Source organism: Pseudomonas sp. LG1D9, assembly GCF_002949995.1.
GTDB lineage: Bacteria > Pseudomonadota > Gammaproteobacteria > Pseudomonadales > Pseudomonadaceae > Aquipseudomonas > Aquipseudomonas proteolytica.
The window spans coordinates 4273146-4288174 of record NZ_CP026881.1; the positions used below are offsets into that span (position 1 = coordinate 4273146).

At 62.2% G+C, this 15029-nt stretch carries 13 protein-coding genes; 7 read left to right on the top strand and 6 right to left on the bottom strand.

Annotated features, from left to right (window positions below; genetic code table 11):
- Genes C5F71_RS19985 through C5F71_RS19995 form a run of 3 tightly spaced genes read left to right on the top strand, consistent with a single transcriptional unit; the run spans position 1 to position 2897 of the window.
- On the top strand, positions 1–1140 hold the full coding sequence (locus C5F71_RS19985) for an acyl-CoA dehydrogenase family protein (RefSeq protein WP_070995823.1): 1140 nt from the start codon (positions 1–3) through the stop codon (positions 1138–1140).
- Positions 1141–1171: 31 nt separating this feature from the next.
- Positions 1172–1936 (top strand): electron transfer flavoprotein subunit beta/FixA family protein, encoded by a 765-nt coding sequence (locus C5F71_RS19990; protein WP_104911790.1) that lies wholly within the window; start codon positions 1172–1174, stop codon positions 1934–1936.
- 16 nt (positions 1937–1952) lie between these two features.
- The gene (locus C5F71_RS19995) at positions 1953–2897 is read left to right on the top strand and encodes an electron transfer flavoprotein subunit alpha/FixB family protein (protein WP_104911791.1); all 945 of its coding nucleotides are present in this window, start codon (positions 1953–1955) and stop codon (positions 2895–2897) included.
- A gap of 49 nt (positions 2898–2946) precedes the next feature.
- Here C5F71_RS19995 and C5F71_RS20000 read toward each other — a convergent pair whose 3' ends face one another.
- From C5F71_RS20000 to C5F71_RS20010, 3 genes are all read right to left on the bottom strand, one after another.
- Positions 2947–3735: an IclR family transcriptional regulator gene (locus C5F71_RS20000; RefSeq protein ID WP_029299054.1), complete on the bottom strand. Its 789-nt coding sequence runs from the start codon at positions 3733–3735 to the stop codon at positions 2947–2949.
- 139 nt (positions 3736–3874) lie between these two features.
- Positions 3875–5206, bottom strand: a complete 1332-nt coding sequence (locus C5F71_RS20005; RefSeq protein ID WP_256587938.1) for a hypothetical protein — start codon at positions 5204–5206, stop codon at positions 3875–3877.
- Positions 5203–5631: a PaaI family thioesterase gene (locus tag C5F71_RS20010; protein ID WP_092234306.1), complete on the bottom strand. Its 429-nt coding sequence runs from the start codon at positions 5629–5631 to the stop codon at positions 5203–5205. Before C5F71_RS20010 ends, C5F71_RS20005 begins: the two co-directional genes overlap by 4 nt.
- Positions 5632–5791: 160 nt before the next feature.
- Here C5F71_RS20010 and C5F71_RS20015 point away from each other — a divergent pair, with 160 nt between their 5' ends.
- Both C5F71_RS20015 and C5F71_RS20020 read left to right on the top strand, forming a co-directional pair.
- On the top strand, positions 5792–7324 hold the full coding sequence (locus C5F71_RS20015) for a 3-hydroxyacyl-CoA dehydrogenase (protein WP_104911792.1): 1533 nt from the start codon (positions 5792–5794) through the stop codon (positions 7322–7324).
- A gap of 2 nt (positions 7325–7326) precedes the next feature.
- Positions 7327–8529 (top strand): 3-oxoadipyl-CoA thiolase, encoded by a 1203-nt coding sequence (locus C5F71_RS20020; protein WP_104911793.1) that lies wholly within the window; start codon positions 7327–7329, stop codon positions 8527–8529.
- A 386-nt stretch (positions 8530–8915) separates the two neighbouring features.
- Here C5F71_RS20020 and C5F71_RS20025 read toward each other — a convergent pair whose 3' ends face one another.
- From C5F71_RS20025 to C5F71_RS20035, 3 genes are all read right to left on the bottom strand, one after another.
- Positions 8916–10100 carry an acetyl-CoA C-acyltransferase gene (locus C5F71_RS20025; protein WP_104911794.1) on the bottom strand — a complete coding sequence of 395 codons (1185 nt, stop codon included), beginning with the start codon at positions 10098–10100 and terminating at the stop codon, positions 8916–8918.
- A gap of 3 nt (positions 10101–10103) precedes the next feature.
- A complete protein-coding gene (locus C5F71_RS20030) occupies positions 10104–11789 on the bottom strand; it encodes a long-chain-fatty-acid--CoA ligase (protein WP_029299048.1) in 1686 nt (561 codons plus the stop codon).
- 129 nt (positions 11790–11918) lie between these two features.
- The gene (locus C5F71_RS20035; RefSeq protein ID WP_104911795.1) at positions 11919–12719 is read right to left on the bottom strand and encodes an oxepin-CoA hydrolase, alternative type; all 801 of its coding nucleotides are present in this window, start codon (positions 12717–12719) and stop codon (positions 11919–11921) included.
- 117 nt (positions 12720–12836) lie between these two features.
- On the opposite strand from C5F71_RS20035, the gene C5F71_RS20040 reads away from it, so the two are divergent.
- Together C5F71_RS20040 and C5F71_RS20045 are read left to right on the top strand one after the other, a co-directional pair.
- Positions 12837–13766: a LysR family transcriptional regulator gene (locus C5F71_RS20040; RefSeq protein WP_070996410.1), complete on the top strand. Its 930-nt coding sequence runs from the start codon at positions 12837–12839 to the stop codon at positions 13764–13766.
- Positions 13742–14272 (top strand): PadR family transcriptional regulator, encoded by a 531-nt coding sequence (locus C5F71_RS20045; RefSeq protein WP_104911796.1) that lies wholly within the window; start codon positions 13742–13744, stop codon positions 14270–14272. Before C5F71_RS20040 ends, C5F71_RS20045 begins: the two co-directional genes overlap by 25 nt.
- The last annotated feature ends 757 nt before the right edge of the window (positions 14273–15029 follow it).

A 15029-nucleotide genomic window follows, 5' to 3' on the forward strand; every position in this document is an offset into this window, starting at 1 on the left:
ATGGACTTCAAACTGACCGAAGAGCAGCAAATGCTGCAAGACACAGCGACACGCCTGGTACGCGACGCCTACAGCTTCGAGGCGCGTGAACACTATGCCCAGAGCGACGCGGGCTTCAGCCTGGCCTTCTGGCAGCAGTTGGGTGAGTTGGGGCTGACGGCAGTGCCGTTTCCCGAGGACTTGGGCGGTTTTGGCGGGGGCGGCGTCGACACGATGCTGTTGATGACCGAATTCGGCCGAGGCTTGTGCCTGGAACCCTATGTGGAGTCGGTGATTTATGCGGGCGGCTTGCTGATGCAACTCGGCAGTCCGGCCCAGCAAAACCTGTTGCAACAAGTGGCCAGCGGTCAATTGCTGCTGGCCACGGCCTTTGAAGAACCACAGAGTCACTACCATCTGAACGATGTGCAGACCCGTGCCGAACAGACGGCCGAGGGCTGGACACTGACCGGCAGGAAAGCGGTGGTGATAGGTGGGCACCAGGCCGGCTTGATTCTGGTCAGCGCGCGGATCAGCGGTGACAGTCGCGATGAGCACGGCATCGGCCTGTTCCTGGTCGATCCGCAGGCCGCTGGCGTCGAGCGCCGCACCTATCCCACGGTGGATGGCCGCAAAGCCTGCGACCTTTACCTGGACAAGGTGACCGTCTCTGCCGATCAGGTATTGGGTGAGCCCGGCCAGGCACTGGCAGCGTTGCGTTATCAGCAAGGGCGCGCCATTGCCGCACAGTGCGCCGATGCCCTGGGCAGCATGCAGGAAGCCTGTCGCCTGACCCTCGACTACCTGAAGACGCGCCAGCAGTTTGGTGTGGCAATCGGGCAGTTCCAGGTGCTGCAGCACCGTATGGTCGACATGCGCACCGAACTGGAACAGGCCACCAGCATGGCCATCCTGGCAGCGTGCTACTGCGATGAAGCGCACAGCCTTGAACGCACCCGGACCCTGGCCGCCGCCAAGTTCATCGTCACCCGCGCCGCGCGCAACATCGCCGAGCAGGCGATCCAGCTACACGGCGGGATTGGCATGACTTGGGAATATTCCCTGGCGCACCACGCCAAACGCCTGGTGATGCTCAGCCATCAGTTCGGTGATGACGACCATCACCTCAAGGCCTATGCCGCGTTGCTCGATGCCGCATGAACCGCCCATTTTTCACTCTGAGGGAGTCCCTATGAAAGTCCTCGTCGCAGTCAAACGAGTGGTCGATTACAACGTGAAAGTTCGCGTCAAGGCGGACAATTCCGGCGTCGATCTGGCTAACGTCAAAATGTCGATGAACCCTTTCTGCGAAATCGCCGTGGAAGAAGCCGTACGCCTGAAAGAACTCTCTATAAAAGAAGGGCGCGTTGCGACTGAAATCGTCGTCGTTTCCGTAGGGCCATCCACTGCTCAAGAGCAGTTGCGTACTGCTCTGGCGCTGGGTGCTGATCGCGCCGTACTCGTCGAATCCGCTGAAGAACTGACCTCGCTGGCCGTTGCCAAGCTGCTCAAGGCCGTTGTCGACAAGGAACAGCCGCAACTGGTGATCCTTGGCAAACAGGCCATCGACAGCGACAACAACCAGACTGGCCAGATGCTGGCTGCACTGACCGGTTACGGCCAGGGCACCTTCGCTTCCAAAGTCGAAGTCAGCGGCGACAGCGTTGCCGTGACCCGCGAAATCGACGGCGGCGCGCAGACGGTTTCCTTGAAACTGCCGGCCATCGTCACCACCGACCTGCGTTTGAACGAGCCGCGTTATGCGTCCCTGCCAAACATCATGAAAGCCAAGAAAAAGCCTCTCGAAGTGCTGACTCCGGATGCTTTGGGCGTTTCCACCGCCTCCACCAACAAGACCGTCAAAGTCGAAGCGCCAGCTGCACGCAGCGCGGGTATCAAGGTCAAGTCGGTGGCTGAACTGGTCGAGAAACTGAAAAACGAAGCGAAGGTGCTTTGAATTGGAGAGCCTGATAATGACTATCTTGGTAATCGCCGAACACGACAACAAGGTGCTGGCCCCGGCCACCCTGAACACCGTTGCTGCTGCCGCCAAAATCGGTGGCGACATCCACGTACTGGTCGCTGGTCAAGGCGCTGGCGCCGTGGCTGAAGCCGCAGCAAAAGTCGCGGGTGTGAGCAAAGTACTGCTGGCCGATAACGCTGCCTACGCGCACCAGTTGCCGGAAAACGTTGCCCCTCTGATTGCTGCTCTTGGTTTAGAGGCGGGAGGCTCTGGCTACAGCCACATCCTGGCTGCCGCCACTTCCAACGGCAAAAACATCCTGCCACGCGTTGCTGCGCAGTTGGACGTTGACCAGATCTCCGAGATCGTTTCGGTCGAAAGTGCCGACACCTTCAAGCGCCCGATCTACGCCGGTAACGCCATTGCCACCGTGCAATCGACGGCTGGCGTCAAAGTCATCACCGTGCGTGCCACCGGTTTCGACCCAGTTGCCGCCGAAGGTGGTTCGGCTGCCGTTGAAGCAGTTGCTGCTGCCCACGATGCTGGCACTTCCAGCTTTGTTGGCGAAGAACTGGCCAAGTCCGACCGTCCTGAGCTGACCGCTGCCAAGATCGTCGTTTCCGGCGGACGTGGCATGCAGAACGGTGACAACTTCAAGCACCTGTACGCCCTGGCCGACAAGCTGGGCGCGGCAGTCGGCGCTTCGCGCGCGGCGGTCGACGCAGGCTTCGTACCCAACGACATGCAGGTCGGCCAGACCGGCAAGATCGTGGCGCCACAGCTGTACATCGCCGTCGGCATCTCCGGCGCGATCCAGCACTTGGCCGGTATGAAGGATTCCAAAGTGATCGTTGCGATCAACAAGGACGAAGAAGCACCGATCTTCCAGGTGGCTGATTACGGTCTGGTGGCGGACTTGTTCGAGGCGGTTCCCGCGTTGAGCGCTAGCCTGTAGATGGCTCATGCAGGCGCGATCAGTTGCGCGCCTGCATGAGCAATGGCGATCAGGCGCCCAGGCTTTCGATGTCCCTGGCCAACATCACCAGTTGATGTGCCAGGGAGCTTTGCAGGGTGTCGGTAGGCAGCTGGAACTTCGGCGCGCCACAGGTCAGGGCCATGATGCTGCCGTCGGCCAGGCGCAGCGGAACGCCTGCGGCGTTGACGTTGCGGTCCCACTCGCCGAGGGACAGGCAAAAACCGAACTCTTCATACTCGCGGAACGATTCATTCAACGAGATTTCCAGGGCCGGCCATTCGTCACCGGCTTTCTTGGCTATTTCGCCGATCAGATGCGCCCGCTCGTTTTCCGGCGTGGCGGCCAGGTAGGCGCGACCTGCGGCAGTGGTGCTCAGCGGCAGGCGCACACCGGCTTCCATACGCAGGCTGGCGACGTCGGGTGGGCGGCAGCTTTCCACGTAGATCATCGACAGGCGATCGCGGCAGGTGAGGCCAACGGTGGTGTTGGTGCGCCGTGCGAACTCGTCCATCAGCGGCTTGCCCAGCTGGCGCACCCGCAGGTTGTTGACGTAGGCGTAACCCAGGGCCAGCACCCCAGAGTCCAGTTGGTACTTTTCAACGTCCTGGTTGTAGCTCAGGTAGCCAAGTTGCGTCAGGGTGTAGGTCAGGCGCGAAACCGTGGGCTTGGGCAGGCCGGTAATCCGCGCAATGTCCTGGTTGCCACGGGTGACGTTGCCGTGGGTGAACGCGCGCAGCACTTCGAGACCGCGACTCAGGGCTTCGACGAATTTCCGGTCCTTGGGTTCGTTCTCGGGCGTTTCGATTTCTTCAGTCATGGAGGCTCGTGTGGGCAGCGGACAGGCAGTGGAAGAGGTTAGTCGATAATGCCCGGCAGTGTGGGCAGTAACCGTCGCGATTTCAATGCAACGACTTATATAGTCGCGCAAAGTGGCAGCATAGCGGAATCCTGTTCCGCTAGTGGAACCATTGCACGACCCACGACAGGGCCAGCAACACCGGAATGGCGATCAGCGCGAAACGGCCATTCCAGGTGAGGACAATCGTCCACGCCGAGGTGCCAGCCGTGCGCGCCAGGATCAGCACCGCAGGCCCAAAGGGCGAGAGCAGCATCGCCAGGGAAAACGCGCAGACCAGGCTGACGGCAGGCCCCAGTGGGTTGACGCCGGCCACCTGCAATTGGGCCAGCAAGCCGGCACAAATGCTCAGGGTGATAATCGGCGCAATACCGACCAGGGCGAGCCCCACCACGCCCAGCAACGCCATGCATTGCACCCAGAAAACCTGAGAGGAGCCACCGAGCAACGGCACCACCTGCTCCAGGGAAACCAGTTGATTGAACAGCGCACCGAACAGCGCCGAACAGCCAAATATAAAAATCTCATTACGCATGCCCGCCAGATGCTCGGCCAATTCGTCGTAGGCCTTGCGCGGGCTTTCGAGGAACAGCCAGCCGCTGACCAGTAGCGGCACCACCATCAGCGATGCCTGGGTGATGTTCAGCCAACTCAGGCTGGCCAGCGCCACAATCGCACCAATGCCTACGGCGGTGCCGAGCGCCAGCGGGTTGAGAGACGCGGCGGGGATTTCGGGTGATTCGTCGACCAGGGTCTGCAAGTGGCGGTTTTCCGTGCGTGCGCCAATGAGCATGAGCAGCACCGTGGCGATCACCCCGTAAGGCAGCAGGTCGGCCCAGGCCAGGCTCGGCACTTCACGGGTGATGATCGCCACGACAATACTGGTCGGCGCAACCAACGGCACCAGGGCAAAACCGCGAATGGCAGCGGTCAGCACGCCGCGCTGGCCATCACGCCGGCCCGGATGATCCGCCGCAAACGGCTGCAGGTAGCTGTGCAGGGTCGAGCACATCAGGTTGAGCATGCCGAAACTGAGGATTGACCCCAGCCCCAATGCGGCCAGCAGATAGCGCGGATAGAGCAGCGAACGTGGTCCACGCAACAGAAAACGATGCACCTCCCGCAGTGCCGGCAGGCGCTTGACCAGGCAGCCCATCAGCCCCAATCCACCAATGAACGCTGCGTAATAGGCGCCAGCGCTGCTCATGCGCTGGACGGCGGGCAGATCCAGCGGGGCCTTGACCAGCCAGATCGCGAGCAACACCAGCGTCGCCAGGCCCAGGCGCCGAGGGTAGGGCATGAGCGACTGCCAGTGGCGGATAAAAAACAATCCGAACAGCAGCGCCGCGATCAGGCTGAACGCACTGGTACGCGTGCCCAGGGCAACCAGTTCGCAGAGCAGGGCCAGTGGCAGCAGGCGTGTCAGCTTCACGCGGGCAGGCGGCGCAGGCGGCTACGCTTGAACACACCTTCGGCGCTGGCCAACAGGTGGTCCTCGGCATCGAGCACATCACACGCGGCCATGTAGATTTTCGGCCCGCCGCCCCGGACCCGGGCGACGACCCGAACCCGACTGCCTGCGGGGGCGGGAGCCATGTAGTTGATGTTCAGTGACAGGGTCAGGGACAAGCGCCACAGGTCCGGGTCGATGTTCCAGGTGCCGCACATGCCCAGCGCTGCGTCGGCCATGGCGGCAATCACACCGCCGTGCAGGTTGCCGGCCTGGTTGAGATGCTCGGGGCGCACCTGCAGCGCGATGACGGTTTGCGCCTGGCCGTATTCAACCAGATCAAGGCCCAGGTACGCGGCGAATCCACTGAACAGGCCTTGCAGGTCGGCGGGTGGTGAGACGGTCATGGTGTGTTCTCTTTTTGTTATGGGTGAACGGCGGCACTTGCTATGCACGGTATGTTCCGCAAAGAGCCTTTTTTAGATTGAAGTTGAGCCTGACAATAATTAGTATTCTAGTCAATACGGAATTAGGTTCTGCACAGCGAAACATAAAATCGGAGAAACCATGTTTTCACGTATCGGTGTGATTGGCAGCGGCGCCATGGGCCGTGGCATTGTTCAAGTGTTTGCGACGTCAGGCTGTGAGGTGCTGCTGTATGACGTGCGCCCTGAAGCGGTCGAACAGGCGCTGAGCTTTAACAAGGACCTGTTGGAGCGCCAGGTGGCCAAGGGCAAGCTCAGCCCCGAGCAGTTGGCGCAGACGCTGGCGCGCATGCAGCCTGCTGCCAGCCTGGAAGCCTTGGCCGGTTGCGATCTGTTGATCGAAGCCATCGTCGAGAACCTGGAGGCCAAGCAAGAGCTGTTTCGCCAGTTGGAAGCCATCGTTGCGCCGAGCGCGGTATTGGCTACCAACACGTCGTCGCTGTCCGTCACGCAGATCGCCAGCGGATGCCAGCACCCCGAGCGGGTTGCCGGTTTTCACTTCTTCAACCCCGTACCGCTGATGAAGATCGTCGAGGTAGTGCGCGGCGAACGTACCCAGGTGCAGGTGGTGGAGCGCCTGTGTGCGTTGGCCGAGGCGGCTGGTCACTTTGCGGCTCAGACCCCAGACACTCCGGGCTTTCTGGTCAACCATGCCGGTCGTGCCTATGGCACTGAAGCGTTGCGTATCCTTGGCGAGAACATTGCCGATTTCGAGCAGATCGACCGCATCTTGCGCGATGGCCCGGGGTTTCGCATGGGGCCGTTCGAGCTTTTTGACCTCACCGGCCTGGACATCTCCCATGGCGTGATGGAGTCGATCTACGCGCAGTTTTATGGTGATCCGCGTTATACCCCGTCTTACCTGGCGGCCCAGCGGGTGGCCGCAGGTTTGCTGGGGCGCAAGAGTGATGGGCAGGGTTTTTACCGCTATGTCGATGGCCAGCAACTGCGTTCGCCGCAGCCCAAACGCGCGCATGTGTCGGTTGACCGCAGCTTCTGGCTCGACAGCCAGGATGCGCAGGTGAGGGGTGAAGTGGCGGCTTTGCTCGGCGCCAGTGGGGCGATGCTCGAAGAGGCCGCTCAACCCTCGGCCAATGCGATCTGCCTGATCACCCCGCTGGGGGAAGATGCCAGCAGCGTGATCGCGCGCCAAGGGTTGCCCGCCGAGCGTACCCTGGCCCTGGACACCTTCTGCGACTTCTCCAAACGCCTGGTGCTGATGCGCCAGCCTGCGCTGGACCCGGCATTCGAAGCCCAGGCGGTTCAGGCCTTGGGCAGCAACGGGGTACCGGTGGAAGTGATCAATGACTCACCCGGTTTCATCATCCAGCGGGTAGTGGCAAGCGTGGCCAACCTGGGAGCGGAAATCGTCCAGCGCGGCATCGCCACCCCGGCCACCCTCGACCGCGCGGTGATGCTGGCGCTGGGTTATCCGCGCGGCCCACTGGCCTTCGCCGAGTTCTATGGCGCCGACAAAATCCTCGCGGTGCTGCGTGGCATTCAAGGCTGCTATGAGGAGCCGCGCTACCGTCCCAGCCCCTGGCTGCGTCGCCGGGTCCAGTTGGGCCTGAGCCTGCAAACTCCCGATCAACCCTCTGCCGTGCAGGAGCAATAACCATGTCTGCTTATATCTATGATGGCCTGCGTACACCTTTTGGCCGCAGCGCCGGCGCCTTGGCCAGCGTGCGTCCCGATGACTTGCTGGGTGAGGTCATCCGCGCCCTGGTGGCGCGTAGCCCGTTCGCTGCCGAGGACTACGAAGACGTCGTGGCGGGCTGTGCCTGCCAGGCCGGTGAAGATGCGCGCAACGTCGCCCGCAACGCGGCGTTGCTCGCGGGTTTGCCATTGACCACCGGTGGCTTGACGGTCAACCGCTTGTGCGGCTCGGGGCTGGCGGCGGTGCTGGATGTGAATCGGATGATCCGGTGCGATGAAGGCCAGCTGTTTATCGCCGGCGGCACCGAGAGCATGAGCCGTGCGCCGTTTGTCGTGGGCAAGAGCGAGGCGGCCTTCTCCCGGGCGTTCCAGGTTTTTGACAGCAGCATCGGTGCACGTTTTCCCAACCCGCGGATCGAGGCTGAATTCGGCGCCGACAGCATGCCGCAGACCGCCGATAACATTGCGCACGATCTGGGTATCAGCCGTGGCGACAGTGATGCGTTCGCGGCGCGCAGCCAGGCGTTGTATGCCAAGGCGCTGGCCGAGGGTTTTTACGAGGAGGAACTGCTGCAGGTCCTGGTGCCCCAGGGGCGCAAGTTGCCGCCCAAGGCGGTGGTCGCCGATGAGCACCCACGGCCGAGCACCGATGAGCCAGCGCTCGCCCGTCTGGGTGCGCTGTTCGAGGGCGGTGTAGTCACGGCAGGTAATGCCTCGGGGATCAACGATGGCGCGGCGGCGCTGATTATGGGCAACCGCGCTATCGGTGAGCGTCACGGGCTCAAGCCACGGGCACGGATCGTGGCCGGTGCGGTCGCGGGGGTTGCACCACGGGTGATGGGCCTGGGGCCGGTACCGGCGATTCGCAAAGTCTTGGCGCGTGCCGGGCTGAGCCTGGCGGATATGGACGTGATTGAAATCAACGAAGCCTTCGCCACCCAGGTGCTGGGGTGCGCCAAGGAGTTGGGCCTGGCCTTCGACGACCCACGCTTGAATGCCCAGGGCGGTGCCATCGCCATCGGCCACCCGCTGGGCGCCTCCGGTGCCCGCTTGACCCTGACCGCCTTGCGCAGCCTGGAGCGCCAACAAGGGCGCTACGCATTGGTGAGCCTATGCATCGGGATTGGCCAGGGCATTGCCTGCGTGATCGAACGGCTTGACTGAAACCACTGCATGCAAATGCGGACTTGTTGTGGTGAGCGGGCTTGTCGGAACGCCGCATCGCCCGCGCTGGGTGGCGGAGCCGCCCCAAAACCTGCCGGCTCGGTATGCCTGAAACAACCGCGGTGCCTGGGGTGGGGCTGCTACGCAGCCCAGCGCGGGCAAGCCCGCTCGCCACAGGGTGAGTCGTCAGTTTTTGAAAGTTGTGTAGCCCAGGCAAGCCAGCTCCTCCATGTGATGGGTTGGCAAAGACTCTGCGCCTGGCACAGATCCCCTGTGGGAGCGGGCTTGCCCGCGAAGGCGGCGGGTCAGAAAAATAGATTCTGACTGACCCACCGCTTTCGCGAGCAAGCTCCCACACAGATGCAGCTTCGCACGCGGGTTCTGCGTCAGACCACCTCGAACAACCCGGCAGCGCCTTGCCCGCCGCCGATGCACATGGTCACCACCACATATCTGGCGCCGCGCCGTTTGCCTTCGATCAGGGCATGGCCGGTCAGGCGTGAGCCGGTGACGCCATAAGGGTGGCCGATGGAGATGGAACCGCCGTTGACATTCATCTTCTCCAAGGGAATGCCGAGCTTTTCCCGGCAGTAGATCACCTGCGAAGCGAAGGCCTCGTTGAGCTCCCACAGGTCGATATCGTCGATCTTCAGCCCGTTGCGCTTGAGCAGGCGCGGGATGGCATAGACCGGGCCAATGCCCATTTCGTCCGGCTCGCAACCGGCCACGGCAAAACCCCGGAAAATCCCCAGCGGCTCGAGGTTATTGCGTTCGGCGTAGAGGCTGTGCATGACCAGGCACACCGATGCCCCATCGGACAATTGGCTGGCATTGCCCGCCGTGATGAATTGCCCGGCTCCGCGCACCGGCTCCAACAGGGCCAGGTTTTGCAGGGTGGTGGAGGGGCGGTTGCATTCGTCTTGGGTGAGGGTGACGGGCTGCTCGCTGACCTCGCCGCTGTGTTTGTCCTTGACCAGCATGTGCGTGGTGAAAGGAACAATCTCGGCATCAAACAAACCGGCGGCCTGGGCCGCGGCGGTGCGCTGCTGGCTGAGCAGGGCGTATTCGTCCTGGGCCTCGCGGCTGATGTTGTAGCGATGGGCAACGATGTCGGCGGTTTCAATCATCGACAGGTAAAGCTCGGGTTTGTGCTCCAGCAGCCAGGGGTTCTGACTGCGATAGGTATTGAGCTTGTCGTTTTGCAGCAGGCTGATGGATTCCACGCCGCCGGCGATCATCGCCGGGACTTTTTCCGACACGATACGTTGTGCCGCGAGGGCGATGGCTTGCAGCCCCGAGCTGCAAAAACGGTTGATCGACAAACCCGCGGTGGTGGTAGGCAACCCGCCACGGATGGCCGCCAGGCGTGCCATGTTCTTGCCCTGGGCGCCTTCCTGGAACGTCGCGCCGAGGATCACATCCTCAATCAGCCCTGGATCAATTCCGGCACGGGCCACGGCCTGTTGGATCACATGGCCGGCCAGGTCGATGCTGTGGGTGTTGTTCAGGGCGCCCCGGTAAGATTTGCCCAGGGCGGTACGCGCGGTGGAGACAATAACGGCGTCAGACATCAATCAGCTTCCTGTGCCAGTAACGGAGGGGGTGTGGGCGGCCCATTCTTCATCCTGCAATTGGCGCCAGAGCAGTTTGCCGGCACCGGATTGCGGCAGGTGCTCGCGAAACTCAATGGTGACGGGGACTTTGTAGGCCGACATGTTGGCCTTGCACCACTCGATGATGTCGCTGGCCGTGGTGTCCTGTTGTCCGGGGTGCAGGGTCACCAGGGCTTTGACCGCTTCCCCTCGGCGTGCGTCGGGGGAGGAGATGACGCAGCATTGCTTGATCGCCGGATGGCGGTACATCAGGCTTTCGACTTCCGAAGGCCAGACCTTGTAGCCGGAGGCGTTGATCATGCGTTTGATGCGGTCGACCATGAAGAAGTAGCCGTCTTCATCGTAGTAGCCGAGGTCGCCGGTGCGTAGGAAGCGTTTACCTTCCAGTTCGATAAAGGCTTTTTCGGTGTCCTGCGGGAGTCGCCAGTAGCCTTTGAACACCTGCGGGCCCCGGCAGACAATTTCGCCCACTTCGTGGGGCGCCAGCTCCAGGCCGGTGGTGCTGTCGATCACGCGTGAGTCGACGTCGAACGCCGGAATGCCCAGGCATTGGGATTTGCTGCGCGCCTTGGGGTTCATATGGGTCGCGGCCATGGTTTCGGTCATGCCGTAACCTTCGATGTAGTCCAGGCCCAGCAACTGCTTGAGCTTGTCCTTGACCGGGCCGGGCATCGCCGCGCCGCCGCCGCCAATGTAGTTGAGGCTCGACAGGTCATAGCGGTCGAGCCCGTCCTGGGTCAGGAAATCCACGGCCATGGTGACGATATTGGACCAGTTGCTGACGCGATATCGCTGCATCAACTGTGCGGCGACTTCACGGTTCCAGCGGGTCATGACCACCACACAGGCGCCACTGAAAATCGGCCCGTTCATCGACGATTGCATACCGGCGACATGGAACAGCGGCAGGGTGGTCAGCACCACGTCTTCGCAATTGCGGTTGGTCCAGGCTTGGCGGTGCACCGTTGTCGCCATCACCGACCCATGGGTATGCAGGCAGCCCTTGGGTACGCCGGTGGTGCCTGAGCTATAAGGCATCACGCAGTGATCGTCGGCGTCACTCAGGTGGGGGCCGGGGCGTTGCCCGCAATCGAGGGCGGCCTGCCAGCGTGTCACACCCGGCAACGTTGCCGTTTCAACCGGGGCCAGCAACTCGGGCGGCAGGGGCAGGTCGGTGGGTGTACGCAGGTACTCTGAGTAGGCCGTGGTCAATACGTGGCGCAGCTTGAAGCGGCCGAGCAGCGGCGTGACAAACGGCGCGAGATCCTGGGCGCAGACGACGATCTCGCCGTCAGTATCGTGCAGGTAGTGTTCCAGCTCGCTGGCGCGGCTCATGGGGTTGAGCGGTACCACCATGGCATCGGCGCGCAGCGCGGCGTAGTAGGTGATGATGAACTGCGGCGAGTTCTGCATGAACAACAGGACTCGGTCCCCGCGCTTGACCCCCTGGGATTGGAAATACCCGGCCAGCCGCTCGACCTCATCAAGCAACTGGGCGTAGGTGATGAGGGTGTCGTAGTAGATGATCGCGGTCTTTTGCGGATAACGCCGGGCAGAGATTTCCAGGTTACAGAACAGGCTGGTATCCGGCAGTGTCAGGTGGTGGGGCGCACCCTCCGGCCAATGGGGCAGGTGACGGTTGAACATTCTAAAACCCTATTGTTATGAGTCTGGGTTAATCGATATGCGGGCGGTATGGCGGTGCCATCTCGCTGGAGATTTGCACGCAATGCGGCTGCATGTCAAATATATGGAATCGTGTTTCGCTATGCGGAACTATTGATCGGTTATTCGTAAGCCGTTGAAGTCTGCGGGGCGTTTGTCAAAGAATGCGGCAATCCCTTCGGCAGCTTCATCGTCCCCCATGGACACCACCATATGGTTGGCCTCCAGCTCCAGCTGTTGTTCCAGGGTCGTGCGGCTGGCCTGGCGGCACAGGGTCTTGATGCGTGCCATTGCTCGCTGTGGGCCAGCGGCAATCCGGGTTGCCAGGATGATGGCTGCCGGGAGCGCGTCACCGGGTTCGGTCAGCGCATTGACCGCGCCCAAGGCATGCAAGCGTTCACCGCTGATACGCTCACCTGTCAGGCACAGTTGCGTCAGTACCTGGCGCGAAACAAATTCGGCGAGGAACGCCGTGGCACCACCATCGGGCGTGAGGCCAACCTTGACGTAGGCCACCGAAAACGCCGCGTTACGCGCCACGACCAGCATGTCGCAAGCCAACGCAATCGATAGGCCGGCGCCGGCGGCGGCGCCTTCGACGGCGGCAATCACCGGCTTGCTGCAATTTTGGAGCGCGCGGATCAGGTCATGCAGGCCTTCAAGATTGACCCGGCGCTCCGCTGGCGTCATGGCCCGACGCAATGCCAGCCGATGCAGATCGCCGCCGGCGCAGAAATGGCCGCCAACCCCGGTCAGCACCACGGCGCCAATCGACGGGTCTGCCTCGGCCTGGGCCAGGGCCTGGGGCAATGCGGCATAGAACTCGGGCGTGAGTGCATTACGTGCGGCGGGGTTGTTATTGGACAGCACGAGGACAGCACCTTCACGCCCCACAAGAATCGGTTCACCCATGGTTTCACCTGTTGTGCTCAGTGGCTGGTTATCCCAAGGATTATCGGAAGGCAAAGCTTCATTGACAATCACAGCCCTGATTGACAGGCTGTTCAAAATCCTTTGACAGTGATCCCCATGGACCTCAAGTCGCTTACCTTGCTGGTCGAAATCATCGATGCAGGCAACCTCAGCGAGGCCGCACGGCGACTTAAAGTCAGCCGGGCCAATATCAGCTACCACCTCAGCCGCCTGGAGCAGTCGATCGGTTTGCAACTGGTGCGGCGCACGACGCGCCGCATTGAGCCGACCGAGATCGGCCTGCGCCTGTATGAGCACGGGCGGGCCATTCGCAATGAACTGCTGGCGGCGCAAGAGTCGGTCTCATCGCTGGGCCAGAGCTTGCAGGGCAGGGTGCGGGTGAGTGTGCCCAGCGGTTACGGGCAATGGGTGATGGCCGACTGGCTGCTGGACTTCAAGCGGCTGTACCCGGGGATCGTGCTGGATGTGATGTTCGAAAATCGCGTCGAAGACCTGATGCGCGATGAAGTGGATATCGCAGTACGGGTCATGTCCGAGCCGCCGCAAAACCTGGTAGCTCGGGACATGGGCGTGTTGCGCTACGTGGCTTGCGTCTCGGCGGCCTATGCCCGGGAACATGGCGTGCCCGGACAACTGAGCGACTTGCGCACCGCACCGCTGATTACCGCGGCGGTGGTCGGCCGACAATTGCGCGTTGCTGCGTACCTGGACGATGAGCGCCATGAGGTACTGCTGGAGCCCACCCTGATTTCAGAGAACTTTCTGTTCCTGCGCCAAGCCGTATTGGCCGGGCTGGGCGTAGGGCTGGTGCCGGACTACCTGGTGCAGGACGACGTACGCCAGGGCACGCTGGTTACCGCACTGGACGCCTGGCGTCTGAGCATCTTCGGCACCAACATGTATATGCTCTACATGCCCGACCACCACCACACTCGCGCGACATCGACGTTCATCGACTTCATGCTCGCCCGCTCCAGAACCACGGAGATAGACTGCGCCCCATGTCCATCCAACACGCACTCCTGACCTCACTCCTGGAAAAGCCCTCGACGGGGTATGAGCTGGCCAATCGGTTCGACCGCTCCATTGGTTACTTCTGGCAGGCCACCCATCAGCAGATCTATCGTGAGCTGGGGCGCATGGTCACGGCCGGCTGGCTCATGGCGCAGGACTGTCCCGAGGCCGACAAGCGGCGCAAAAAAATCTACCAGGTGCTACCTGCGGGGCGCGAAGAGTTGCAGCGTTGGGCGGGCGAGCCGCAAGAGTCGGGGGACCAGAGCCAGGCACTGCTGATCAAGCTACGTGCCGAGGCGGTCATCGGGCCGTTGGGCCTGCGTGAGGAAGTGCTGCGCCTGTTCAAGCAACACCAGGCCATGCTTGAGACATATCGGCAGATTGAACAGCGCGACTTTTCGTCTGCTTCGTTGACCCACGCACAGCGCCTGCAATACGTGGTGCTGCGGCGCGGAATCATGCTCGAAGAAAGCTGGCTGGCCTGGGCGGAGGAGTTATTGCCATTGATTGAGGCGTGAGGCCAGGCAGGGTTCGACTCCGGCCCACCGCCAATCCCCTGTAGGAGCTGTCGAGCCCCAGCGAGGCTGCGATAGCGGCAACACATGCACCGAAGATGTCGCCTGACCCACCGCCATCGCAGCCTCGCCAGGGCTCGACAGCTCCCACCCTTGATCTCCACCCAGACTGAAATCCCCGCCCCACCACCAATCCCCTGTAGGAGCTGTCGAGCTTCAGCGAGGCTGCGATAGCGGCAACACAGGCACCGAAGATGTCACCTGACCCACCGCCATCGCAGTCTCGCCAGGGCTCGACAGCTCCCACCCTTGATCTCCACCCAGACTGAAATCCCCGACCCAGCGCCAATCCCCTGTAGGAGCTGTCGAGCTTCAGCGAGGCTGCGATAGCGGCAACACAGGCACCAAAGATGTCGCCTGACCCACCGCCATCGCAGCCTCGCCGGGGCTCGACAGCTCCCACCCTTGATCTCCACCCAGACTGAAATCCCCGCCCCACCGCCAATCCCCTGTGGGAGCTGTCGAGCTTCAGCGAGCCTGCGATAGCGGCAACACAGGCACCAAAGATGTCGCCTGACCCACCGCCATCGCAGCCTCGCTGGGGCTCGACAGCTCCCACCCTTGATCTCCACCCAGACTGAAATCCCCGACCCAGCGCCAATCCCCTGTGGGAGCTGTCGAGCCCCAGCGAGGCTGCGATAGCGGCAACACAGGCACCGAAGATGTCACCTGACCCACCGCCATCGCAGCCTCGCCAGGG